The sequence below is a fragment of the Bradyrhizobium sp. F1.13.3 genome (assembly GCF_040548265.1).
In the GTDB taxonomy this organism is placed as follows: Bacteria; Pseudomonadota; Alphaproteobacteria; order Rhizobiales; family Xanthobacteraceae; genus Bradyrhizobium.
The window spans coordinates 66,967-91,570 of the sequence record NZ_JBEPRI010000012.1 but is presented as its reverse complement, the minus strand read 5'-3'; the positions used below and the strand labels follow the sequence as shown (position 1 = coordinate 91,570).

The following is a 24,604-nucleotide window of genomic DNA, read 5'->3' as shown; positions in this document are numbered from 1 at the left end:
CGCCACCTTCTCCCGCAAGGGGAGAAGGGAAGCAACGCCGATCCTACGCCGTTGATTACGAGCTGACGGCCCGCAGCACCGCCGCACAATGTCGTGCGATCATCAGTTCCTCATTCGTTGGAATGACGAAAACATCGACTGCGCTATCGCCATGGTTGATGCGCTCGCGCGCTGAATCATTCGCAGCGGGATCGATGCGCACACCGAGCCAGTCGAGACGCTCACCGATCGCGCTGCGGATTTCCCCGGCATGCTCGCCGATGCCGCCGGTGAAGACCAGGCAGTCCAGCCCGGCAAGCGTCGTCGCCATCGCCGCCACCTCCTGCGCGGCGCGGAAGGTGAAGAGCTCGACCGCCTCCCGTGCCGCAGCTTCGCTGCTCGCAAGCAGCGTGCGCATGTCCGAAGCGATGCGGGAGACGCCGAGCAGGCCCGATTCGTGATAGAGCAGGTGCTGGACGTCTTCGACCGACATCTTCTCGTGCTGTTGCAGATAGAGCAGCACGCCAGGGTCGATCCTGCCGCAGCGCGTGCCCATCACCAGCCCATCGAGCGGCGTCAGTCCCATCGTCGTGTCGATGCTGCGGCCGTCGCGCAAGCCGCACAGGCTCGCGCCGTTGCCGAGATGCGCGATCACGGTGCGCTTCGCAACGAGCTGCGGCGCGATTCGGGCGAGCCGTCCCGCGACATATTCGAACGAGAGACCATGAAACCCGTAGCGCCGGACGCCGCGCTCTTCATAACGTCGCGGAATGGCGAAGCGGCTCGCGGGCGGCGCAATGCCGTAGTGGAAAGCGGTGTCGAAGCAGGCGATCTGCGTCAGGTCGGGCCTTATCGCCTTGATAGTGCGGACCGGCGCCAGACACCGCGGCTGGTGCAGCGGCGCCAGCGGCGTCAGCTCTTCAAGTTTTGCGGTGACATCGTCCGTCAGCTCGACTGGGGCGGAATAGTCCGGACCGCCATGGACGACGCGATGGCCGACGGCGCCCAAGCGATGGTCGCCGAAACGATCCTCGATGAAGCCGAGCACGTCGGCGAACAGATGATCGCTGTCCGCATCCGATGCTTCCCGCCGTTTCTCGAACAGGTCTTCGCCCGCGGGGCTCTTCACGACGAGCCGCGGCTTCGTCTCGTGCTCGTCGAGCAGGCCCTTGCAGAGCAGGGTGGGCTCGGCCGCCGAGATATCGAACAGGCCGAATTTGATGCTCGACGATCCCGAGTTGAGAACGAGAACCGTGTTCAACATGGCTGCCGTCAATCGCCTGCCTCCGCCGGCGTGTTGCCGCCGGCGCTGTTCTGCCAGACCCATTCCTGGATTTCCGGCATGTCCTCGCCGTATTCGCGCACATAGCGCGAATGCTCGATCAGCTTGTCGCGGAATTGCTGCTTCACCTGCGCCGCCTTGGTCGCGAGCCCCGCCACGCGCTCGATCGCCTCGATCGCGAGGTGATAGCGGTCGAGCTCGTTGAGCACGACCATGTCGAACGGCGTCGTCGTGGTGCCTTCCTCGGCAAAGCCGCGCACGTGCATGCCGGCGTGGTTGGTGCGGTTATAGGTCAGCCGGTGGATCAGATAGGGATAGCCGTGATAGGCGAAGATCACCGGCTTGTCGCGGGTGAACAGGCCGTCGAAGTCGCGGTCGGACAAGCCGTGCGGGTGCTGCTCCCTGGGTTGCAGCGTCATGAGGTCCACGACGTTGACAACGCGGATCTTCAGCTCGGGCAGCGCCTTGCGCAGCAGGTCGACGGCGGCGAGCGTCTCCAGTGTCGGCACGTCGCCGGCGCAGGCCATCACGACATCGGGCTCGCCATTCGCATCTTCGGTGCCGGCCCAGCTCCAGATGCCGATGCCGGCATCGCAATGCGTGGCTGCCTCCTGCATCGACAGCCATTGCGGCGCCGGCTGCTTGCCGGCGACGATGACGTTGATGCGGTCATAGGTGCGCAGGCAATGATCGGCGATCCACAGCAGCGTGTTGGCGTCCGGCGGGAAGTAGATGCGAACGATGTCGGCCTTCTTGTTGGCGACGAGATCGACGAAACCGGGATCCTGATGGCTGAAGCCGTTGTGGTCCTGACGCCAGACATGCGAGGTGAGCAGGTAGTTGAGCGAGGCGATCGGGCGCCGCCACGGCAGATGCCGCGTCACCTTCAGCCATTTGGCGTGCTGGTTGAACATGGAATCCACGATGTGGATGAACGCCTCGTAGCAGGAGAAGAAGCCGTGCCGTCCGGTGAGCAGATAGCCCTCTAACCAGCCCTGACAGAGATGCTCGCTCAGGACTTCCATCACGCGTCCGTCCTGGGCGAGATGCACGTCGTAAGGTTTTGTCGGCTCCATCCAGACGCGTTCGGTGGCCTCGAACACCGCATCGAGCCGGTTTGACGCGGTTTCGTCCGGGCCCATGATGCGGAAATTGCGGGCCTCGGCGTTGAGGCGGATGACGTCGCGCAGGAATTTTCCGAGCTCGCGGGTTGCCTCCGCCGCGACGCCGCCCGGCTGAGCGACCTCGACGGCGAAGCTGCGGAAGTCCGGCAGCTTCAGCTCCTTCTTCAGAAGGCCGCCATTGGCGTGTGGATTGGCGCCCATGCGGCGATGGCCTTCGGGCGCGAGCGCCTGGAGCTCGGCAATGAGCGCGCCGTTCGCGTCGAACAGCTTTTCCGGCTCGTAGCTGCGCATCCACTCTTCGAGAATATTCAGATGCGCCGGGTTCTCGCGACAGTTCGCGACGGGCACCTGATGCGCACGCCAAAAACCTTCGACCTTCTTGCCGTCGACTTCCTTGGGGCCGGTCCAGCCCTTCGGGCTGCGCAGCACGATCATCGGCCAACGCGGGCGTTCGACGCTCTTGCGGCCGTCGCGGGCGTGCTGCTGGATCGACCGGATACTGGCGAGCGCGACGTCGAGCGCGTCCGCCATGATCTGGTGCATCAATCTGGGATCGTCGCCCTGGACGAACAGCGGCTCGTGCCCGAGCCCGCGGAAGAGATCGCGGATCTCGTCGTCGCGCATCCGCCCAAGCACGGTCGGATTGGCAATCTTGTACCCATTGAGATGCAGGATCGGCAGCACCGCGCCGTCATGCGCAGGATTGAGGAATTTGTTGGAATGCCAGGACGCCGCGAGCGGGCCGGTCTCGGCCTCGCCGTCGCCGACGACACAGGCGACGATCAGGTCGGGATTGTCGAATGCCGCACCATAGGCATGCACCAGCGCGTAACCGAGCTCGCCGCCTTCGTGGATCGAGCCCGGCGTTTCCGGCGCCGCGTGACTGGGGATGCCGCCGGGGAAGGAGAACTGCCTGAACAGCTTGCGCAGTCCGTCGGTATCGCGCGCGATATCGGGATAGATCTCGCTGTAGCTGCCTTCGAGATAAGTGTTGGCGACCATGCCGGGGCCGCCGTGGCCGGGACCGCAGACATAGATCATGCTCAGATCCAGCGCACGGATGACGCGGTTGAGATGGGCATAAATGAAGTTCAAACCGGGCGTCGTGCCCCAATGGCCGAGCAAACGCGGCTTGATGTGCTCGGGCCGTAACGGCTCGCGCAGCAGCGGGTTGTCGAGCAGGTAGATTTGCCCGACGGAGAGATAGTTCGCGGCGCGCCAATAGCGATCGAGGAGATCGAGGTCGCCGCTCGCGGCGGCCGATTGTTGTTGATTTGTCATATTGCTGCCGACCTTCACCCGGGATCGTCACCAACCGAGTTCCGGCGAGATCGATCCTTCGGCAGCATCAAACGGGATCGCCGTGACGCCACTGTTGCGTGAGGTCAAAAGCAAGCGCGCGAAGTTTGGGCAGCTCTACTGTGCATGGGGTTGTTTTCACGTTTTTTGTTTGTGTTCTTGATTTGTTCCTGCGGCGTGCTATCTTGGCTTCATGAGTCCAGCATCCTCTCATGCTCTCAAGCACCCGCCGGTCACGGCGCCCTCCGAGCCGGCGGGTGCGCCTTCTGACTTCCCTGAGCTGGCGGTCGCCATCGACCGCCAGCGCAGGCGAGGCCGGGGCGCGCAGTCCAACGCCAGCGGCCGCTTCGAGGCCGAGGCGCGCGTCGCCTTCGACGATGGCTGGCAGAGCCTTGAAGAACTGCCGCCGTTCAAGACCACGGTCGCGGTCGACACTTCGCGCAAAGTGATCACCCGCAACGATTCTCCCGACATAGGCTTCGACCGCTCGATCAATCCCTACCGCGGCTGCGAGCACGGCTGCGTCTATTGCTTCGCGCGGCCGACGCATGCCTATCTCGGCCTGTCGCCGGGGCTCGACTTCGAATCGAAGCTGTTTGTAAAGCCCGAGGCGCCGGCGCTGCTCGAGAAGGAGCTTGCGGCGCCCGGCTACGAGCCGCGGATGATCGCGATCGGCACCAACACTGATCCCTATCAGCCGATCGAGCGCGAGCGCAAAATCATGCGCGGCATTCTGGAGGTGCTGGAGCGCGCCGGCCATCCCGTCGGGATCGTCACCAAGTCGGCGCTGGTGACCCGCGACATCGACATTCTCGCGCGCATGGCCAAGCGCAACCTCGCCAAGGTCGGGATCTCCGTGACCTCGCTCGATCCGAAATTGGCGCGCACAATGGAGCCACGGGCGTCAACGCCGCCGAAGCGGCTGGAGGCGCTGAAGCAGCTTTCCGAGGCCGGCATTCCGACCACCGTCATGGTCGCGCCCGTGATCCCCGCGCTGAACGATTCCGAGATCGAGCGCATCCTGGATGCTGCCGCCCATGCCGGCGTCAAGGAAGCCTCCTACGTGTTGCTGCGGTTGCCGCTCGAGGTGCGCGATCTCTTTCGCGAATGGCTGATGGCGAACTATCCGGACCGCTATCGCCACGTCTTCACACTGATCCGCGACATGCGCGGCGGCCGTGACTACGACGCGAAATGGGGCGAGCGCATGAAGGGGACCGGCCCGATGGCCTGGACCATCGGTCGCCGCTTCGAGATCGCCTGCGACAGGCTCGGGCTGAACAAGCGGCGCCCCAAGCTGACGACGGATCATTTTGCCAAGCCGAAGCGGAACGGCGATCAGCTCAGCCTGTTCTGAGGGACGAAGTGGAAGAGGCGTCGTATGAGTCAGGAACTGGCAGCTCCAATCCCGCGGCTCACCGTCATCACGCTGGGCGTGAACGACATCCGCGCCAGCATTGCCTTTTACGACGCGCTCGGTTTCTCGCGCCGGCTGAAGGTGACCGGTGAGGCCGTTGCGTTCTATGATACTGGCGGTCCGGTGCTCGCGCTGTTTCCGTGGGATCAGCTCGCGGTCGACGCCAAATTGCCTGATCACCCGAGGCCATCGACGTTCCGCGGCATGACGCTCGCATGGAACTGCCGCGCGCGTGAGGAGGTGGACGCGGTGCTGGCTTTCGCCGTCGGCGAGGGAGCCGCGCTGCTGAAGGCCGCGCATGAGACCGATTACGGCGGCTATTCCGGCTATTTCGCCGATCCTGACGGCCATCCATGGGAAGTCGTGGTCGCGCCCGGCATCGAGGTCGGCGAGGACCGGCGGGTGCATCTGGCGGAATAGGGCGGCTGACTTGAATAACGGGAATTGTCCGAGGTTCCCGGTTGCGCAGGCCATTCCGCTTGCGCACGATCCCGGCCATGATTCGGGATCAATCCGCCAAGAAGCTGGCCAAAGACGCGCCCAAGAAGGCTGCGCCTGAGAACAAGAAGGCCGCGCCTAAGAACGACAAGGCTGCGCCCAAGAAAATGGCCAAGGCGCTGGCGGGCACAAAGAGCGCCATCATCGTTGCTCCAAGCTTCCGCCGCGAGCGCGCGCTGATCAAGCGTGGCGTCTGGCCGGTGGCAGGCTGCGATGAGGCCGGCCGCGGGCCGTTGGCCGGACCTGTGGTGGCGGCGGCGGTGATTCTCGATCCCGACCGCATCCCGCGCGGCATCGATGATTCCAAGCGCCTGACGGCCGAGGAGCGCGAAAGGCTGTTCGACAAGATCTGCGCCACCGCCCAGGTCTCGGTGGCAGTCGCCTCGCGCGCCCGCATCGACCGCGATAACATCCTGCGCGCCTCGCTGTGGGCACTGAAGCGCGCCGTGGTGGCGCTGCCCGAGCAGCCCCGGCATGTCTTCGTCGACGGCCGCGACCGGCTGGATACGGAATGCGATTGCGAGGCCGTGATCGGCGGCGACGGCATCGTCCTGTCGATCGCAGCGGCCTCGATCATCGCCAAGGTGACGCGGGACCGCCTGATGTGCGCACTGGCTCAGGACTGTCCCGGCTACGGTTTCGAGCAGCACAAGGGCTACGCCGTGCCCGAGCACCTTGATGCGCTCAACCGCCTCGGCCCCACCGTCCACCACCGCAGCTTCTTTGCCCCTGTCGCCGCCGCACGCGCCAAGCACATGCCCTGGACGGTCGAGCCGGCGCAGGATCTGTTTGCGGTGACCGAGATCGAGCTGCAGGTGGATACGGGCTTGGAAGTCGACGCGTCGGCCAATCTCTAGCCGAGACTCGGTTGCCACGACGCGTCACGCCCTTTATCAAAACAGTCGTGAGCGAATAGGGCCGGCTTGACGGGTTGGCTGCATCTTTCGGACGTTGCATGCGGTTTACCTCCCTGGTCATCGAGCTCATTCGCGCGCGGCCGCGGCTGATCGTCTGGATCGTCGTGCTGCTCCAGGCCGCGATGTGGCTGTTCGTGGCGCTGGTGTTTTATCGCAGCCCGCCCGGCAGCCTCGCGACCCTGCTGGCCTTCGGCCGCGAATACCAGGTCGGCACTGATTTGGGCCCGCCCTTGCCGGTCTGGCTCGCCGACATCGCCTATCGCGCCGCCGGCGGCCACGTGTTCGGCGTCTATGTCCTGGCCGAGCTCTGCGGGATCGCGACCCTCATCACGCTCTATCATCTCTCCCGCGCGGTGGTCGGCCCCCAGCAGGCAGTGCTGGCCGTGCTGCTGACCATGACGCTGCTGGCCTTCTCCTCGCCCACACTCGACTTCAGCCCCCTGGTGCTGGCGCGGCCACTCTGGGCGTTGCTGCTGCTGCACTCCTGGCAGATCATCGGCCAGCGCCGCGGCAACGCCTGGTTCGCCTGGTCGATCGAGGCCGGCCTCTTGCTGCTGACGACGCCGGCTGCGATCTTCCTGCTGCCCCTGATCGTCGTCTTCGCGCTCGCCACCGCGGGTGGCCGCCGTACATTGCGCGCATTCGACCCGCTATTTGCGCTGGTGGTCGTCGCGGTGCTGGCTTTGCCCTATGCGGTGTGGCTGATGCGGGCCGAGGCACTCGTCTTGCCGGCCTTGCCGCAGGTTGCCGAGCTCAATGCCCGCGCACTGCACGCGGCCTGGCTGCTCGGGGGACTCCTGCTCGGTGCGGCGGCGATCCCGGCGCTGACGGTCCTCAACACCGGCTTGTTCGTTCCCAAGAGCGAGGAGGCGCCGATCATCTTCCGCCCGCCGGTCGAGCCGCTCGCGCGCAATTTCGTCTATTTCTTCGCACTCGCGCCGGCGCTTGGCGCGGTGCTGATCTCCGGTCTGCTGGGCCTCGACGCCGTCGTCGGCGGCGCCGGCGTCGTGCTGGTCTTGTCGGGGCTTGCCGTGGTCGTGGGGGCCGGCGACCTCATCGCGATGCGCCGCGCGAGAATGCTGCGGATGGTCTGGGCGGCCGCCGTCATCGCGCCCGCAATCGGCGTCGTGCTCGCCGTCCTGCTCCTGCCGTGGACCGGTGCCAACGAGATCGCGACCTCGATGCCGGCGCGCGCGATTTCGGACTTCTTCGACGAGAGCTTTGCCCGCCGCACCAATCATCGTCTGCGCGCAGTCGCCGGCGAGACCCAGCTTGCGAGCTTGATCACGCTGCATTCCGGCCGGCCGCATCTCTTCATCGATGCCGAGCCCGCGCGTACGCCCTGGATCAATCAGGCCAAATTCAGCGAGACCGGCGGCGTCGTGGTCTGGCGGGCCTCCGATACCGCCGGGACCCCGCCGCCGGACATCCTCGCGCGCTTTCCGGGCATCGTCCCGGAAGTCCCGCGCGCCTTCGAGTGGCTGGTGACTGGACGCCAGCAACTCCTGCGCATCGGCTGGGCCATCGTGCGGCCGAAGGGGACTTAGTCGCTCGCCCTTTCCCTCGTCATTGCGAGGAGCGCTTGCGACGAAGCAATCCAGAGTCCCTCCGCGGAAAGATTCTGGATTGCTTCGCTGCGCTCGCAATGACGGGGAGAGGTCGTACGGCTCCTCACGCGCCCGCCAGCGCCTTCGCGATCGCGCGCAGATCCTGCCAGGCCAGCCGCTTGTACGACGGCGAGCGCAACAGATAGGCCGGGTGGAAGGTCGGCAGCGCGCGGATGGTGCGCGCGCCCGTCTCGTAGTCGAACCAGCGGCCGCGGGTGCGCATGATGCCTTCGCGGGTCGACAGCAGCGTCTGCGTCGAGGGATTGCCGAGCGTCACCAGCACATCCGGATTCACCAGCTCGATCTGGCGCTGGATGAATGGCAGGCAGATTTGCGTTTCCTGCGGCGTCGGCGTGCGATTGCCGGGCGGCCGCCAGGGGATCACGTTGGCGATGTAGGCGGTGCTGCGGTTGAGGCCTATGGCTCCTATCATCAAATCGAGCAGCTTGCCGCTGCGTCCGACGAAGGGCAGCCCCTCGATGTCCTCGTCGCGGCCCGGTGCCTCGCCGACGAACATGATGCGCGCCTGCGGATTACCGTCGGCGAAAACCAACCGTGTCGCTGTGTGCTTCAGCGCGCAGCCGTCAAAGCTCTGCATCAACTCGCGCAGCGCCTCCAAGGTCGGCGCGGTGCGTGCGGCCTCGCGCGCCGAGGCGATCGCGATGTCGGGCGCGGGTGCCGCCTCGCCGCGGATGACCGCGGGAGCCGCAACCGGCCGTGGCGCCTCGAGCGGAGGTGCGGCGCGCGGGGCCGCAGGCGGGGCGTCGACTTCCGCCAGGCGGTCAATCGGTTCCTCCACGAGCGCGCAATCGACACCCGCCTCCAGATAGAAGGCGAGAAGCTCTCGGACGGTGGGCGCGGGTTCGGGGATCATTTGGAAAGTCAGACTTTTATATCAGTTTGGAGCGCCTTGCACCCCGGCGGAACGCGATTCCGAGGTTGTCCTACCCGGAAAAATCGGAAACAAGAGGGCGCAATCGACCAAGGACCGTCTCAAGGGCTGAGATCAGATGAGCACCGAAGAACTTCCCCCGCGCGAATCCATGGAATTCGACGTCGTCATCGTCGGCGCCGGCCCCTCGGGCCTGGCTGCGGCGATCCGGCTGAAGCAGATCAATGCCGATCTCAATGTCGTCGTGGTGGAAAAGGGCTCCGAGGTCGGTGCGCATATTCTCTCCGGCGCCGTGATCGACCCGGCCGGGCTCGACAAGCTGATCCCGGACTGGCGCGAGGATTCCGATTGTCCGCTCAAGACGCAGGTCAAGGACGATCGCTTCTACTGGATGACGGGCGGCGGTGCGATCAGGCTGCCGAACTTCATCATGCCGCCTCTGATGGACAACCATCACTGCTATATCGGCTCGCTCGGCAATGTCTGCCGCTGGCTCGCGCGCAAGGCAGAGGCGCTCGGCGTCGAGATCTATCCGGGCTTTGCCGCCGCCGAAGTGCTCTATGACGAGCAGGGCGCGGTGAAGGGCATCGCCACCGGCGACATGGGCATCGGCCGGGACGGCAAGCCGAAGGACTCCTTTACCCGTGGCATGGAATTGCTTGGCAAGTACACGCTGTTCGCGGAAGGCGCGCGCGGCAGCCTGACCAAGCAGCTCATCGCGAAGTTCGCGCTGGATACCAAGAGCGAGCCTGCGAAGTTCGGCATCGGGCTCAAGGAAGTCTGGCAGATCGATCCCGCCAAGCACCAGAAGGGCATGATCCAGCATTCGTTCGGCTGGCCACTCGATCTGAAGACCGGCGGAGGCTCGTTCCTCTATCACTACGACGACAACCTCGTTGCCGTCGGCTTCGTCGTGCATCTCAACTACGACGATCCGTATCTGTCGCCGTTCGACGAGTTCCAGCGTTTCAAGACCCATCCGTCGATCCGCTCCACCTTCGAAGGTGCCAAGCGGCTCGCTTATGGCGCACGCGCCATCACCGAGGGCGGCTATCAGTCGGTGCCGAAACTCAGCTTCCCCGGCGGCGCGCTGATCGGCTGCGCGGCCGGCTTCGTCAACGTTCCCCGCATCAAGGGCGTGCACAACGCGATGGGCACGGGCATGCTCGCCGCCGAGCACGTTGCGTCAGCCATTGCCGCCGATCGCGCCAATGACGAGATCGTCGACTACGAGAATGCCTGGCGCTCCTCCTCGGTCGGCAAGGATTTGTTCCTGGTCCGCAACGTCAAGCCGCTGTGGTCGAAGTTCGGCACGGTGCTCGGCGTTGCGCTCGGCGGCTTCGACATGTGGTGCAACACGCTGTTCGGCGGCTCGCTGTTTGGCACCCAGTCGCATGCGAAGCCCGATCGCGCGACGCTCGATCCGGCCAAGACCCACGCGCCGAGGGCCTACCCGAAGCCGGACGGCAAGATCTCCTTCGACAAGCTTTCGTCGGTGTTCCTGTCCAATACCAATCATGAGGAGGATCAACCGGTCCATCTCAAGGTCACGGACATGAACCTCCAGAAAACCTCCGAGCACGACGTGTTCGCCGGTCCCTCGAATCGTTATTGCCCGGCCGGCGTCTATGAGTGGATCGAGGAAGGTTCGGGCCCGCGCTTCCAGATCAACGCCCAGAACTGCGTCCACTGCAAAACCTGCGACGTGAAGGATCCCAACGGCAACATCACCTGGGTTCCCCCGGAGGGCGGCGGCGGTCCAAACTACGAGGCGATGTAGGCGGGGTCAGCAAGCCACGATCCATGTGACCCAAGCCCAATGTGACCAATATTGCGTGACATTGGCCCTATGACGCACGTTCGCGTGAGAACCCGGCCGCGGTCGCGGTCCGTGGTCACGATAAGGCCATACTGGCGGCGTCTTGGGGCGCTCTTGACCGGTGACTTGGCCGATTTGGGGCGTGCGGAGGCGATCGCCCGGCCCGAATCCTTGCGGTGAAGCGCCAAAAGCGGCATTGTCGGCCCGACAGTTCCGGGTCCCCATGCCACCGGCCGCGTTCGCATGCGATACGGCCTTCTGCAAACCCAGGCACTACCAACTCAAGGCGAGCCCTGATGCTTTCAAATCGTTTCAACCGTTGGACTGTTGCCGCCATTGCCCTCATGGGCTCAGCGATCGCGACGGTCCCCGGCGCGGTCCTGGCGCAGACGCCGGACCATCCGTCCGACACGGCGGCGCAGTTTCCGACCCGAAACGATCTGAAGGCGCTGACCACTTCCGGCAGCTATCTCGCCGCCCGCCACGCCAGCGTCGAGCGCGATGCGGCCTCTGCCGCCGCGTTCTATCGCTCGGCCCTGCGCACCGATCCCAAGAACAACGAGCTGCTTGACCGCGCTTTCATCTCCTCGGTTGCAGACGGCGACATCGATGAGGCCGTCAAGCTCGCCGAGCGCATCCTGACCATCGACAAGACCAACCGCGTTGCACGCCTCGTCGTCGGCGTGCACGATCTCAAGTTCAAGAAGTATGCGGCCGCGCAGACCAACATCAACCAGTCGATCCGCGGTCCGATCACCGATCTCGTCGCCACGCTGCTGTCGGGCTGGGCCGCCTATGGTGCGGGCGATGCCAAGGGCGGCGTCGCCACCATCGACAAGCTGGCCGGTCCGGAATGGTATCCGCTGTTCAAAGACCTCCACGCCGGCATGATCCTCGAACTCGCCGGCAAGGAGAAAGACGCGGGCACCCGGTTCGAGCGTGCCTACAAGCTCGACGATTCCATGCTGCGCGTCACCGAGGCCTATGCGCGCTGGCTGTCGCGCAACAAGGACTCGGCCGCCGCGACCACGGTCTACCAGGCTTTCGACAAGAAGCTCGCCCGCCATCCGCTGATCGTGGAAGGGTTGCGCGACACCAAGGCCGGCAAAAAGATGCCGCCGCTGGCCGATAGCGCGCAAGCCGGCGCCGCAGAAGCACTCTACGGCATCGGCGCCACGTTGACCCGCCGCGGCGGCGAGGATCTGGCGCTGGTCTATCTCCAGCTCTCGCTCTACCTCCAACCCACCCATCCCCTGGCGCTGCTCTCGCTCGCCGATCTCTATGAATCGGTGAAGCGGCCGCAGATGGCGATCAAGGTCTATGAGCGGGTGCCGTCGTCCTCGCCGCTCAAGCGCAACGCCCAGATCCAGCTCGCCATCGATCTGGATTCCGCCGACCGCACCGACGAGGCGATCAAGATCCTCAAGGGCGTCACCACTGAGGACTCGAAGGATCTCGAAGCGATCATGGCGCTCGGCAACATCGAGCGCGGCCGCAAGAAGTTTGGCGAATGCGGCGCAACCTATTCGCAAGGCGTCGACGTGCTGCCGGCCGGCAACGACAAGGCCAACAGCGTCTGGTACTATTATCGTGGCATCTGCGAGGAGCGCTCCAAGCAGTGGGGCAAGGCCGAAGCCGACATGAAGAAGGCGCTCGAGCTGCAGCCCGACCAACCGCACGTCCTCAACTATCTCGGCTATTCCTGGATCGACCAGGGCATCAATCTCGACGAAGGCATGAAGATGATCAAGCGGGCGGTCGAGCAGCGCCCGGATGACGGCTACATCGTCGATTCCCTCGGCTGGGCCTATTACCGCATCGGCAATTACGAAGACGCGGTGAAGAACCTCGAGCGCGCCATTGACCTCAAGCCCGAGGATCCCACCATCAACGACCACCTTGGCGATGCCTATTGGCGCGTCGGCCGCACGCTGGAAGCCAAGTTCCAGTGGGCCCACGCCCGCGATCTCAAGCCCGAAGCGGATGAGCTTCCGAAGATCGAGGCCAAGATTGCAAACGGTATGACCGACGACAATTCGAACTCCTCGGCTGCGCAGGCGGAGAAGGAGAAGAAGAAGGACGACGGCAAGGGCGGCTGAGTGAGTTGAAGTTGGGGGCGTGTCGTCAATGCCGGCGTTGATTGAAGAAGGGCGCGCGAAGGTCAATCTGAGCCTTCGTGTGGTCGGCCGTCGTACCGATGGCTATCATGATCTCGAAAGCGTCGTCGCCTTTGCCGACTGCGCCGACCGGCTCACACTGGAGCCCGGCGGCGAGCTGAAGCTCACCACGACGGGGCCGCTTGCGGCGGCCTGCGGCGATATGGCCGACAACCTCGTGTTCAAGGCGGCCAAGCTCCTGGCCGAAGCCGTCCCGAACCTGAAGCTGGGCGCCTTCGCGCTCGACAAGGTGCTCCCGGTTGCGGCCGGTATCGGCGGCGGCTCGGCCGACGCCGCGGCGGCGCTGCGGTTGCTGGCGCGTCTCAACAATCTGGAACTCGACGACCCGCGGCTGCAGAAGGTTGCGCTTGCGACCGGTGCCGACGTGCCGGTGTGTCTGTTCTCGCGCGCCTGCGACATGACCGGTGTCGGCGAGCAGCTGCTGCCCTTGATGCTGCCGAGCATGCCCTGCGTGATGGTCAACCCGCGCGTGCCGGTCGCGACCAAGGATGTGTTCCAGGCGCTGGGCCTGCGCAACGGCGAGCTTCTGGTCGGCGCCACGTCCGTCTTCGACGCCCCGGCCTGGCCGGGCGAGGGCGCCTCCATTGACGATTGGGTCGACTCGCTCAAGGCCGTCGCCAACGACCTCGAAGCGCCTGCGATGCGCATCGAGCCGGTGATTGGGGACGTGCTGGAAGCCTTGCGTGGCTCCGCCGGCGTCAAGCTTGCCCGCATGTCCGGCTCGGGTGCGACGTGCTTTGCGATCTGTGGCGCATCTGCCGAGGCGCATGCCGCCGCTGAGAAGATCCGCAGGGATCATTCCGGCTGGTGGGTGCATTCGGGGACGTTGAGCTAGGCCAGCGAGAGAAACTCCCGGATCTCACTCAACACCTCCTGCGGCTTGTCATGTTGCAGCCAGTGTCCGGCCCCGGCGATGGTCTCGACGCGCGCCTGCGGGAAGTAGCGCTCCAGGCCCGCGGCCCTCGCGCCAGCCAGAAAGCTTTCGCCGGCATTCAAGAGCAGCGTCGGACAGGTGATGCGCGACCACAGCCCGATGTGATCGTCCGGCCAGAGCCGGTGCGGCGCAGAGGCGCGCTGGTAGGGATCGAACTTCCAGCTATAGGTGCCGTCCTCGTTCTGCCGCGCGCCGTGGGTGGCGAGATGCAGCGCGAGGTCGCGGGACAGCCGCTTATTGTGAAGCACCATCTGCGCCGCAGCGTCTTCGAGGGTCGAATAGCGGCGCGGTGCGCGGTCGTGCAGCTTGTCGAGCTGGCCGACCCATTTGCCGATGCGCTCATGCACCGGCGGTTTTGGTGTATCCGGCAACATCGTCACGCCGTCGAGCACGACCAGCTTCGAGACCTGTTCGGGGAATGCCCCTGTAAAGATGAGGCTGACCATGCCGCCCATGGAATGGCCGATGAGAGTGACTTGAGGTGCTGCGATGGCACGGACGAGCTGGGCGAGGTCGTACACATACTCCGTCAGCGCGTAGCTGCCGCCTTTTGTCCAGTCGGAATCGCCGTGACCGCGCAGGTCGGGTGCGAGCACGTGAAAATGCGGCTGCAGCGACCGGGCGATGACGTCCCAGCTCCGGCAGTGATCGCGGCCGCCGTGAACCAGGATGGCGACAGGCGCGCCGTCGTTGCCCCAGTCGGCATAGTGCAGCCGCAGGCCGTGAGACTCGTAACTGCGGCTTTGCGGAGCGAGCATGGTGGCGCTATCCATTCACGGGCCGTCGGGCCAGTGCGAGCGACAGGCCGAGCCCTGCGATGAAGACGCCGGAGCCCTGGGTGAGACGTCGCATCAAATGCGGCCTTCCGATCAACTGCGTGCGTGTCGCGGAAGCCATCAGCACCACCACGATATCGGCGAGTGTGTTCAGCGTCACCGAGATCGCACCCAACGTGATGAATTGCAGCGTCGGGTTCGATCCCGCCGGGTCAAGGAACTGCGGAATGAAGGCGAGGAAGAATGCGGCGGTCTTCGGGTTCAGCGCCTCGACCAGCACGCCGTCGCGGAAGGCGCGCTTGTCGCCGACGGGCTCGCTGTCGAATGACAGCACACGACCGGCGCTGCGAAATGTCCTGATCCCGAGCCAGACCAGATAGAGTGCGCCGACAAATTTCACGGCGGCGAACAGCTCGGCGCTGGCAAGGATGATCGCGGAGATGCCGAGGCTGCCCGCGACCACATGAACCAGCCCGCCGAGCGCGGTGCCCGCGGTCGATGCAAAACCGCTGGCGCGCCCTTCCGACAAGGTCCGTGCCGCCACGTAGAAAATACCGGGGCCGGGAATGGCGGCGATGAGACAAGCGGCGGCCAGGAACAGCCAGAAATTCGTGTTGATCATCCTGCTTTGGTAGCGATGCTTGCCGCGATTGCAAGGCCCGTCAATTAAGGCCCGTCGTTTAGCCCATCCGGCGGAAGATCACGCTGGCATTCACCCCGCCGAAGCCGAACCCGTTCGAGATCGCGTGCTGCATCGGCATCGGGCGCGCCACACCGGCGACGATGTCGATGCCGTCAGCGCCGGGATCAGGGTTTTCGAGATTGAGCGTCGGCGGCGCGATCTGGTCGCGCAGGGCGAGCACGGTGAAGACCGCTTCCAGTCCACCGGCAGCACCGAGCAGATGGCCGGTGGCCGATTTGGTCGCGCTCACGGCGATGCCGCGGTTGCGGCCGAACAGCGCGGCAATCGCGCCAAGCTCGCTCTCGTCGCCGGCCGGCGTCGATGTCGCATGCGCGTTCAGATGCTGCAAATCCGCGGGCGCAAGCTTGGCCTGCCGGAGCGCGATCTCCATCGCGCGCCGGGCGCCGTCGCCGTCAGGCGGACCCGACGTCATGTGATAGGCGTCGGCGGTCGTACCGTATCCGACGATCTCCGCAATCGACGTCGCGCCACGCGCCAACGCATGCTCCAGCTCTTCGATCACCAGGATGCCGGCGCCTTCGCCCATGACAAAACCGTCGCGGTCGCGGTCGAACGGGCGCGAGGCGCGCGCGTCATTGAACCCGCTCGACAGAGCACGGGCCGCAGCAAAGCCGCCGAGGCTGACGATGTCGATGCAGGCTTCCGCGCCGCCGCAGATCGCCACATCAGTCTCGCCCGCGCGGATCATCCGCGCAGCATCGCCGATCGCCTGAACGCCGGCGGCGCAGGCCGTGACCGGTGTGCCCAGCGCTCCCTTGTAGCCGTATTTGATCGAGATGTGGCCGGCGGCGAGATTGGCGAGGAAGGAGGGGATCGTGAACGGCGACAGCCGGCGCGGGCCGCGGTGTTCGGTGATGCGCACCGCCTCCGCCATGGCCGGAAAACCGCCGACGCCGGAGGCGATGATCGTCGCGGTTCGTTCCTGCGCCACCGCGTCCTGCGGCATCCAGCCGGCCTGCGCAATCGCTTCTGCGGTGGCGAGCAGCGCGAACAGGATGAAGCGGTCCATCTTGCGCTGGTCTTTCGGCGCGGCGGCCTGCGCGGGATCGAAGCCGCCGTCCGCGTCATCGGCCTTGTCGGGCACGAGGCCGGCGATGCGTGCGGGCAGCGCCTGCGACCATTCAGGCAGCGGGCGCAGCCCGCTTTGACCGGCCAGTAGCCGGCGCCACGACAGTTCGACACCGCAGCCAAGCGGCGATACCGCGCCCATTCCCGTCACGACGATACGACGCATGTCAGTCTCCAGCCGGCGCGACGGCCGGGTTCATGGCTTTGAGCGAGGTCAACCGTTTGCGCATGACACGGCTGGCGCGGGGACCCGCGATAATGACCGCATTGGTGAGCGTGATCGGCTGCATGTCGGCGGCATCGACCACGACAGGATTAAAGGGGCGACGATTGCGCCGGTTCGCGAGCAGGATGGCTTCGCCCTTCGGGGCGAGATGCTTGTTGCCCCAGGCGAGCAGGGTTGCGACCACGGGGAAGAAGTCCCGCGCCTTGTCGGTCAGCACATATTCATAGCGCGGCGGCCGTTCATTGTAGCGGCGGCGGACGAACATGCCGCTTTCGGTGAGATGGGCCAACCGCCGCGACAGGATATTCGGCGCGATCCCGAGGCTTTGCGAAAATTCGTCGAACTTCGTTGCGCCCTGGAACGCATCCCGCAGGATCAAGATGCTCCACCATTCGCCGACCGTCTCCACGGCGCGGCCGACCGGACATTCCTGGATGGAAGGGGATTTGGGCTGCATGGGGGGAAGGTAGGAGAGTTACTTGCAAAATGCAAGTTACTAGACGAACCGTTGGAACACTCCGACGGGTGTGTGCCGCAAGATGGCGCATAGGATTTGACTGCAAGTTGGAAGGCGGCCCTCGCACACCTAGCTCGTCATTGCGAGCGCAGCCAAGCCATCTAGAGTCCCTCTGCGGGAAGATTCTGGATTGCTTCGCTGCGCTCGCAATGACGCTGTTGATGCAGTGGTGGCTCGTACCTCAACGATGTCGTCCCGGCGAAGGCCGGGACCCATACCCACGACTGTTGTTGTGATGCACGATGGTGGCCACAGCCGCTAAGACAACGCCGACCGGGGTAATGGGTCCCGGCCTTCGCCGGGACGACACTGAGGGTGTGGTTACTAGCAAGCGCTAAGGATGCGAGAAGCTAATGCGACCGTGCCAGGCAGAACGCCACGACCTGCTCCAGCGCGCTCTTCATTGGCGAGGACGGGAACAGCGCCAGCGCGTCCACCGCCATGGCGCCGTAGTGCTGGGCGCGGCTGCGCGTGTCTTCGAGCGCACGATGCTTGTTCATCAAGCCGATGGCGTGGTCGAGGTCGGTGTCGCCGATCTCGCCGCGCTCGAGCGCGCGGATCCAGAAGGCGCGCTCGGTGTCGTTGCCGCGGCGGAAGGCGAGCACGACGGGCAGCGTGATCTTGCCCTCGCGGAAATCGTCGCCGGTGTTCTTGCCGAGCTTGGCGCTCTTGCCGCCATAGTCGAGCACGTCGTCGACGAGCTGGAAAGCGATGCCGAGATTCATGCCGACCGAGCGGCAGGCGGTCTGCTCCGCCTTCGGACGGTTGGCGATCACGGGGCCGACCTCGCAGGCGGCCGCGAACAGCTCGGCGGTCTTGCCGCGGATCACGGCGAGATATTCGTCCTCGGTGGTCGCGGTGTTCTTGGCGGCGGCAAGCTGCATCACCTCGCCCTCGGCGATAGTCGCGGCGGCCGCGGAGAGAATGTCGAGCGCACGGAGCGAGCCGACCTCGACCATCATGCGGAAGGCCTGGCCGAGCAGGAAGTCGCCGACCAGCACGCTCGCCTCATTGCCCCAGAGCATGCGTGCCGACAGCTTGCCGCGGCGCATCTCGCTCTCGTCCACGACGTCGTCATGGAGCAGGGTGGCGGTATGCATGAACTCGACGCTGGCGGCGAGCTTGATATGGCCGTCGCCGGTGTAGCCGGCGAGGTTGGCCATGGCCAGCGTCAGCATCGGCCGCAGGCGCTTGCCCCCGGAGGAGATCAAATGGTTGGCGACCTCCGGGATCATGGTCACGTCCGAACCGGTCCGCGACAGGATCGTGGCGTTGACGCGCTCCATGTCACCGGCGACAAGGGCAACCAGCTCTTCGATCGACGCGCCGGGAGTTTCGAAAGGTACGATGACGGCCACGCCGGTCTCCAATATTTGCCCCGGAAGGGCTATTCTGATGGAAAGACAATAGAAACTGGACGGGGATGCGGCAAGGGCCGTGGAACCATTGACATTTGGCGCTTAATCCCCGTCAGGCAGGAGGCCTGTGTTTTGCGAGAACTGGTTCGGACCAACGATATGGTGCTGGTGTCGGCGATCGGCGCGCTGCTCGACGGCGCCAACATCCATCATCTGGTGCTGGACCAGAACATGAGCATCATCGAGGGCTCCCTCGGCATTTTGCCGCGGCGGATCCTGGTCCATGAGGACGACGCCCTCGAGGCCCGGCAGCTCCTGACCGAGGCCGGCCTCAGCCACGAACTGCGCGGCGATGAGTGAAGCGCTGGCAGACCTCACCGAGGACGCCTTTCTCGGCGGGCAATTGCGGCTGAAGCAGAAGCGGTCCGGCCATCGCGCCGGGCACGACGCCATTCTGCTCGCGGCGGCGACGGAGGCGAGGGCGGGCGACCGCGTCGTCGATCTCGGCGCCGGCATCGGCGCGGCGGGCCTTGCGTTGGCGCGGCGCGTTCCGGGGATCAGGCTCGGCCTGGTCGAGATCGATCCCGAGCTGGCGGAGCTTGCGCGCGCCAATGCGGCAGCGAATGCGATTGCCGCCGAGACGATCGTGCTCGACGTCACCGCGGACGCGCAGGCCTTCGTAGCCAGCGGGCTCGCGCCGGACAGCGTCGACGTGGTGCTGATGAACCCGCCCTTCAACGATCCCGCTCGCCATCGCGGCTCGCCCGATCAGGCGCGCCAGATCGCGCATGTGGCGACGGATGAGACGCTGAATGCCTGGGTGCATGCGGCGCGGCGCATCCTCCGATCGAATGGCGCGCTGACATTGATTTGGCGCGCAGATGGGATCGCGGAGGTTTTGGCGGCGCTGTCTCGCGGCTTCGGCAGTCTCGCGATTCTGCCGGTTCACGGTGAAGCAGGACGGCCTGCGATCCGCGTGCTAGTGCGCGCGATCAAGGGCGGGAGGGCCCCGGCACGATTGCTGCCGGGCCTCATGCTCAACGAGGAGTCACGTGTGCCGAAAAAAGAGGTGATGGATATTCTGGAGGGAAGAGCGGTTCTACCCCTGGTGGAACCGTGCTGAGCTATTGCGGAAGCGATTCCGACTGCTGCTCTTGGGGAGTCGTCAAGCGGATCGCCATGAACAGCGCACCGATCAGCAGCATCAGCAGATAGATTTTCATGGTGTTCTCCGCTGGCCCATTGCAGCCTCTCAACGGGGTTTCTGCAAAACACGTTCCGGGCCCTTCCAATGACAGTCGCGTGATAAGAAATAGTTAATCAGAGGTAACGGCATGGCCGAACAATTGAACGATCGTGAGAGTTCCGGCCTGGCCGACAAGCTCATGCAATATCTGCCGGCGCGCTTCCGTCCCGGCACGGCCGTGGTGCCGGTGGTGCGGTTGTCCGGTGTGATCGGCGCAGTGACGCCGCTGCGCCCGGGTATGACGCTCGCGACCGTTTCGCGGGTGCTGGAGCGGGCGTTTTCGACCCGCAACGCCAAAGCGGTGGCGCTGGTGATCAATTCGCCCGGCGGCTCGCCGGTGCAGTCGCGCCAAATCTACCTGCGCATCAAGCAGCTCGCGGCGGAGAAGAAGCTGCCGGTGCTGGTGTTCGTCGAGGACGTCGCGGCTTCCGGCGGCTACATGATCGCCTGCGCCGGCGACGAGATCATCTGCGATCCGTCCTCGATCCTCGGCTCGATCGGCGTGGTTGGCGGCAGCTTTGGTTTCCAGGAAGCGATCAAGCGACTCGGCATCGAGCGGCGCCTCTACACCGCCGGCGCGCACAAGGCGATGCTCGACCCGTTTCTCCCCGAAAACCCCGACGACGTCGCCAAGCTGAAGGCGCTCCAGCGCGAGATCCACCAGATCTTCATCGCCCTGGTGAAGGAGAGCCGCGGCGCGCGGTTGAAGGGCTCCGACGACACCCTGTTCACGGGCGAATACTGGGCCGGCGAGAGTTCGATCGCGCTGGGGCTCGCCGACAGCATTGGCGATCTCCGCTCAACTCTTCGTGCCCGCTTTGGCGAGAAGGTTCTCACCCCCGTGATTGCCCAGCCGACCGGTCTGCTCTCCAGCCTTTTGGGCCGGAAATCGCCCGGCGCGGGGCAGCTTTCGGCCATGGAATCAATGGCCGGCCTGCCGGACGACCTGATCTCGGCAGTCGAGACGCGGGCGATCTGGGCGAAATTCGGGTTCTAGATGGAGCCCTGCCGCGCCATTTGGCCCCAAGGAGACTTGAAGCCGAGCCAATTGCGGCGCGGCCCGGTCTGCGCAAGAATGTGCGTGGGGGCTGAGCACTGAACAAGGAACGACCGATGCCGCCGTTCGTCGCATTCGCGGGCGTCCTGGGCGGGCTTGCCGTGGTCCGCTGGGCCTACAAGACCGCTGTCAGGATCAACCAGGAGCTGGAGGAGATGCGCCTCTCGCGCGTCGCCGAGGCCGCCCATATGGGAGCCGTCCAGACCCTGAAACAGGATCCCGTGACTGGAGCCTATCGGCCGGGTTAGTTGGTGCAGTCGTCATGGCCGGGCTTGTCCCGGCCATCCGCGTCTTGCCTGACGCACGAAGAACGTGGATGCCCGGGCCTTCGCCTCGCCGAAGCGGCTTCGGCCGCGCAGGCGGGACAAGCCCGGGCATGACGGACAACTGGGCCCGAATCCACCCCCTTTGCCTTGATTCCCACCCCTGCCGTCGATACGGTCCCGCGCGATTCAACCCCCCGCGAGAGCCCGATCTGACGATGGACGCCTCCTTGCCCGCCCATATGCGCCCGGAACGCTCGTTCCAGGGTTTTATCCTCGCGCTCCAGCGGTTCTGGGCCGAGCAGGGCTGCGTGATCCTGCAGCCCTATGACATGGAGATGGGCGCGGGTACCTTCCATCCGGCGACGACGTTACGCGCACTCGGGCCAAAGCCCTGGAATGCGGCCTATGTGCAGCCCTCGCGGCGGCCCAAGGACGGCCGCTACGGCGAGAATCCGAACCGGCTGCAGCACTACTACCAGTTCCAGGTGATCATGAAGCCGTCGCCGCCGAACCTTCAGGAGCTGTACCTGAAGTCGCTCGCCGCGATCGGCATCGATTCCGCCATGCACGACATTCGCTTCGTCGAGGACGATTGGGAGAGCCCGACGCTGGGCGCCTGGGGCCTCGGCTGGGAGTGCTGGTGCGACGGCATGGAAGTCAGCCAGTTCACCTATTTCCAGCAGGTCGCGGGTGTCGAATGCGCGCCGGTCGCGGGCGAACTCACCTATGGGCTCGAGCGGCTCGCGATGTACGTGCAGGGCGTCGATCGCGTCTACGACCTCAACTTCAACGGCCGCGACGGTGACGCCAAGGTCACCTATGGCGATGTCTTCCTGCAGGCCGAGCGGGAATATTCGAAACACAATTTTGAGATCGCGGACACCGCGATGCTGTTCGAGCAATTCAAGATGGCTGAAAGCGCGTGCAGAAAGTACCTAGAAGCTGGCTGGAAGGACGGCAAGCGCGAGGCCCATCTGATGTCGCTGCCGGCCTATGACCAGTGCATCAAGGCGAGCCATGTGTTCAACCTGCTCGACGCGCGCGGCGTGATCTCGGTGACCGAGCGGCAGAGCTACATTCTTCGCGTGCGCGAATTGGCAAAAGCTTGCGGCGAGGCCTGGATCCATACTGAAGCGGGCGGAGCTGCCTGATGCCCGATCTTTTGCTTGAACTGTTTTCCGAAGAAATCCCCGCGCGCATGCAGGCCAAGGCGGCGGAGGATTTGCGCCGCATGGTCACCGACAAGCTCGTCGCCGAAGGTCTCGTCTACGAAGGCGCCAAGGCGTTCGCGACGCCGCGCCGCCTCGCGCTGACCGTGCACGGCATCCCTGCGCGCCAGCCTGACCTGAAGACCGAACGCCGTGGACCGAAGATCGGCGCGGCCGATGCCGCCGTGCAGGGTTTTCTGAAAGCGACGGGTTTGACGTCGCTGGATGAGGCCAAGATCCAGCGCGACCCGAAGGGCGACTTCTACATCGCGCTGATCGAGAAGCCCGGCCGCGACGCCATCGACGTGCTCGCGGAAATCCTTCCCGTCATCATCCGCACCTTCCCCTGGCCGAAATCGATGCGCTGGGGCGCGCGCTCCGGCAAACCAGGATCGCTGAGCTGGGTGCGCCCGCTGCACGCGATCATTGCGACGTTCGGGCTCGAAACCGAAGAGCCCGATGTCGTCAAATTCTCGGTGGACGGCATCGAGGCCGGCCAGACCACCTACGGCCATCGCTTCATGGCACCTAGCGCGATTTCCGTGCGCCGCTTCGAAGACTACGAAGCGAAGCTGAAGGCGGCAAAAGTCATCCTCGATCCGCAGGCGCGCAAGGACATTATCTTTGCCGACGCCAAGGAGCTGACCTTCGCGCAAGGGTTCGAACTGGTCGAGGACCAGGTGCTGCTCGATGAGGTTTCGGGCCTCGTCGAATGGCCCGTCGTCATGATGGGATCCTTCGAAGCGGAATATCTCGCGATCCCCGATGAGGTGATCCGCGCCACCATCCGCAACAACCAGAAGTGCTTCGTCGTCAAAGATCCCAAGACGGGCAAGCTGACCAACAAGTTCGTCCTCACGGCGAACATCGAGGCGCCCGACGGCGGCAAGACCATCGTCGCCGGCAACGAGCGCGTGATCCGTCCGCGCCTGTCGGATGCGAAGTTCTTTTATGAGACGGATCTGAAGACGAAGCTGGAAGACCGGCTGCCGAAGTTCGAGCAGATCGTGTTTCACGAGAAGCTCGGCACCCAGGCCGCGCGCATCATGCGGATCGAACGCCTCGCCGCTGAGATCGCGCCGCTCGTCGGTGCCGATGTCGCCAAGGCAACGCGCGCCGCGCATCTGGCGAAGGCGGATTTGCTGACGGAAGTCGTCGGCGAATTCCCCGAGGTGCAGGGCCTGATGGGCAAGTACTACGCGCTGGCCCAAGGCGAGGATGCCTCCGTCGCCGCGGCCTGCGAGGAGCACTACAAGCCCCAAGGGCCAGCTGATCGCGTGCCGACCGATCCGGTCAGCGTCGCAGTGGCGCTCGCGGACAAGCTCGACACCCTTGTTGGCTTCTGGGCGATCGATGAGAAGCCGACGGGCAGCAAGGACCCGTATGCGCTGCGTCGCGCGGCGCTGGGTGTGATCAGGATTGTGCTCGAAAATCAGGCCAAGATTAGTTTGCGAGAACTCGCTTGGGGGCACTTAGAGCGCTCGTACGACAAACAATACTTGGAAGTTGCAGAAAAGCTTGATGACCTAATGGTCTTTTTCGAAGACCGGCTTAAGGTCCAATTGCGAGATCAGAAGGCGCGTTACGATCTCGTCGATGCGGTTCTCAACACTGGTTCGTTGGTTCAAGGGCATCCAATAGTGGCAGTCGTCCGCCGCGTCGAAGCACTCGGAAAATTCCTCGACACTGACGACGGCAAGAATCTGCTGGCAGGCACCAAGCGCGCCAGCAACATTCTCTCGATCGAAGAGAGGAAGGATAAGCGCTTGTTCGACGGCGCACCCGATGCCTCACTCTACGCTCTTAGCGAGGAGAAGGCGCTGGCCCAGGCGATCGATGAAGTGACGGACGAAGCCCGTACCGCCGTCGCCAAGGAAGATTTTGCTGCCGCGATGAGCGCGATGGCAAAGCTCCGTCCGCCGGTCGATGCGTTCTTCGAGAAAGTTCGCGTCAACGACGAGGATGCGAAGGTGCGCGAGAACCGCCTGAAGCTGCTCAACGAGATCCGCAGCGCCACGCGTGCGGTGGCGGATTTCTCGAAGATCCAGGATTGATCTCGTGCCCCGGACGCAGCGCAGCGCTTCTTAGCAGTGCGCTGCAGAGCCGGGGCCCATGCTGCTGCGTGCTCGCGGCTTCTGGGGCCCGGGTCTGCGCTTCGCTTGCCCGGGACACGAGAGCAGCACCCACACACGAAGCACAAAAAAGCCCCGCCCGGCGGGGGGAGGACCGGGCGG

At 64.9% G+C, this 24,604-nt stretch carries 21 protein-coding genes; 13 read left to right on the top strand and 8 right to left on the bottom strand.

Annotation, left to right across the window (positions count from 1 at the left end; genetic code table 11):
• Positions 1-55: 55 nt before the first annotated feature.
• Positions 56-1,243, bottom strand: a complete 1,188-nt coding sequence (locus ABIB66_RS28565; RefSeq protein WP_354057221.1) for an acetate/propionate family kinase — start codon at positions 1,241-1,243, stop codon at positions 56-58.
• Positions 1,244-1,251: 8 nt separating this feature from the next.
• Positions 1,252-3,666, bottom strand: a complete 2,415-nt coding sequence (locus tag ABIB66_RS28560) for a phosphoketolase family protein (RefSeq protein WP_354209096.1) — start codon at positions 3,664-3,666, stop codon at positions 1,252-1,254.
• 211 nt (positions 3,667-3,877) lie between these two features.
• Here ABIB66_RS28560 and ABIB66_RS28555 point away from each other — a divergent pair, with 211 nt between their 5' ends.
• From ABIB66_RS28555 to ABIB66_RS28540, 4 genes are all read left to right on the top strand, one after another.
• On the top strand, positions 3,878-5,041 hold the full coding sequence (locus ABIB66_RS28555) for a PA0069 family radical SAM protein (RefSeq protein WP_354057217.1): 1,164 nt from the start codon (positions 3,878-3,880) through the stop codon (positions 5,039-5,041).
• 24 nt (positions 5,042-5,065) lie between these two features.
• Positions 5,066-5,521 carry a VOC family protein gene (locus tag ABIB66_RS28550; RefSeq protein ID WP_354057215.1) on the top strand — a complete coding sequence of 152 codons (456 nt, stop codon included), beginning with the start codon at positions 5,066-5,068 and terminating at the stop codon, positions 5,519-5,521.
• 77 nt (positions 5,522-5,598) lie between these two features.
• A complete protein-coding gene (rnhB, locus tag ABIB66_RS28545) occupies positions 5,599-6,456 on the top strand; it encodes a ribonuclease HII (RefSeq protein ID WP_354057213.1) in 858 nt (285 codons plus the stop codon).
• 98 nt (positions 6,457-6,554) lie between these two features.
• Positions 6,555-8,063 (top strand): glycosyltransferase family 39 protein, encoded by a 1,509-nt coding sequence (locus ABIB66_RS28540; protein WP_354209094.1) that lies wholly within the window; start codon positions 6,555-6,557, stop codon positions 8,061-8,063.
• Positions 8,064-8,187: 124 nt separating this feature from the next.
• Here the strand turns inward: ABIB66_RS28540 and ABIB66_RS28535 are convergent, their stop codons facing one another.
• On the bottom strand, positions 8,188-8,997 hold the full coding sequence (locus tag ABIB66_RS28535; protein ID WP_354209093.1) for a uracil-DNA glycosylase: 810 nt from the start codon (positions 8,995-8,997) through the stop codon (positions 8,188-8,190).
• A 136-nt stretch (positions 8,998-9,133) separates the two neighbouring features.
• Between ABIB66_RS28535 and ABIB66_RS28530 the strand changes: the two genes are divergently transcribed.
• The 3 genes from ABIB66_RS28530 to ABIB66_RS28520 all read left to right on the top strand — a co-directional run bounded on the left by ABIB66_RS28530 (position 9,134) and on the right by ABIB66_RS28520 (position 13,846).
• Entirely contained in the window at positions 9,134-10,795 is a 1,662-nt protein-coding gene (locus ABIB66_RS28530) for an electron transfer flavoprotein-ubiquinone oxidoreductase (protein WP_275171588.1), read from the top strand.
• A 335-nt stretch (positions 10,796-11,130) separates the two neighbouring features.
• Positions 11,131-12,933 carry a tetratricopeptide repeat protein gene (locus ABIB66_RS28525; RefSeq protein ID WP_354057208.1) on the top strand — a complete coding sequence of 601 codons (1,803 nt, stop codon included), beginning with the start codon at positions 11,131-11,133 and terminating at the stop codon, positions 12,931-12,933.
• A 28-nt stretch (positions 12,934-12,961) separates the two neighbouring features.
• A complete protein-coding gene (locus ABIB66_RS28520) occupies positions 12,962-13,846 on the top strand; it encodes a 4-(cytidine 5'-diphospho)-2-C-methyl-D-erythritol kinase (protein ID WP_354209092.1) in 885 nt (294 codons plus the stop codon).
• On the opposite strand, the gene ABIB66_RS28515 is transcribed toward ABIB66_RS28520, so the two are convergent.
• From ABIB66_RS28515 to ABIB66_RS28495, 5 genes are all read right to left on the bottom strand, one after another.
• Positions 13,843-14,703, bottom strand: coding sequence for an alpha/beta fold hydrolase (locus ABIB66_RS28515; RefSeq protein WP_354256322.1), 861 nt, complete (start codon positions 14,701-14,703; stop codon positions 13,843-13,845). The genes ABIB66_RS28520 and ABIB66_RS28515 overlap by 4 nt on opposite strands.
• A 7-nt stretch (positions 14,704-14,710) precedes the next feature.
• Complete coding sequence (locus ABIB66_RS28510) at positions 14,711-15,343, bottom strand: LysE family translocator (RefSeq protein WP_354209090.1); 633 nt, start codon at positions 15,341-15,343, stop codon at positions 14,711-14,713.
• A gap of 58 nt (positions 15,344-15,401) precedes the next feature.
• Positions 15,402-16,658: a beta-ketoacyl-ACP synthase II gene (fabF, locus tag ABIB66_RS28505; protein WP_354256319.1), complete on the bottom strand. Its 1,257-nt coding sequence runs from the start codon at positions 16,656-16,658 to the stop codon at positions 15,402-15,404.
• A 1-nt stretch (position 16,659) separates the two neighbouring features.
• Entirely contained in the window at positions 16,660-17,175 is a 516-nt protein-coding gene (locus ABIB66_RS28500) for a winged helix-turn-helix transcriptional regulator (RefSeq protein ID WP_354209088.1), read from the bottom strand.
• Positions 17,176-17,585: 410 nt separating this feature from the next.
• Positions 17,586-18,593, bottom strand: a complete 1,008-nt coding sequence (locus ABIB66_RS28495; RefSeq protein WP_007594965.1) for a polyprenyl synthetase family protein — start codon at positions 18,591-18,593, stop codon at positions 17,586-17,588.
• Between the two features lie 132 nt (positions 18,594-18,725).
• Here ABIB66_RS28495 and ABIB66_RS28490 point away from each other — a divergent pair, with 132 nt between their 5' ends.
• From ABIB66_RS28490 to glyS, 6 genes are all read left to right on the top strand, one after another.
• Positions 18,726-18,953 (top strand): putative signal transducing protein, encoded by a 228-nt coding sequence (locus tag ABIB66_RS28490; protein WP_007594964.1) that lies wholly within the window; start codon positions 18,726-18,728, stop codon positions 18,951-18,953.
• Positions 18,946-19,716 carry a tRNA1(Val) (adenine(37)-N6)-methyltransferase gene (locus ABIB66_RS28485; RefSeq protein WP_354209087.1) on the top strand — a complete coding sequence of 257 codons (771 nt, stop codon included), beginning with the start codon at positions 18,946-18,948 and terminating at the stop codon, positions 19,714-19,716. Before ABIB66_RS28490 ends, ABIB66_RS28485 begins: the two co-directional genes overlap by 8 nt.
• Positions 19,717-19,927: 211 nt before the next feature.
• Positions 19,928-20,836, top strand: a complete 909-nt coding sequence (locus tag ABIB66_RS28480) for a S49 family peptidase (protein WP_354209086.1) — start codon at positions 19,928-19,930, stop codon at positions 20,834-20,836.
• A gap of 116 nt (positions 20,837-20,952) precedes the next feature.
• On the top strand, positions 20,953-21,144 hold the full coding sequence (locus tag ABIB66_RS28475; protein WP_085352613.1) for a hypothetical protein: 192 nt from the start codon (positions 20,953-20,955) through the stop codon (positions 21,142-21,144).
• Positions 21,145-21,377: 233 nt separating this feature from the next.
• Positions 21,378-22,313 carry a glycine--tRNA ligase subunit alpha gene (locus ABIB66_RS28470; RefSeq protein WP_354057194.1) on the top strand — a complete coding sequence of 312 codons (936 nt, stop codon included), beginning with the start codon at positions 21,378-21,380 and terminating at the stop codon, positions 22,311-22,313.
• Positions 22,313-24,424, top strand: a complete 2,112-nt coding sequence (gene glyS, locus ABIB66_RS28465) for a glycine--tRNA ligase subunit beta (protein ID WP_354209085.1) — start codon at positions 22,313-22,315, stop codon at positions 24,422-24,424. The genes ABIB66_RS28470 and glyS overlap by 1 nt, the downstream gene beginning before the upstream one ends.
• The last annotated feature ends 180 nt before the right edge of the window (positions 24,425-24,604 follow it).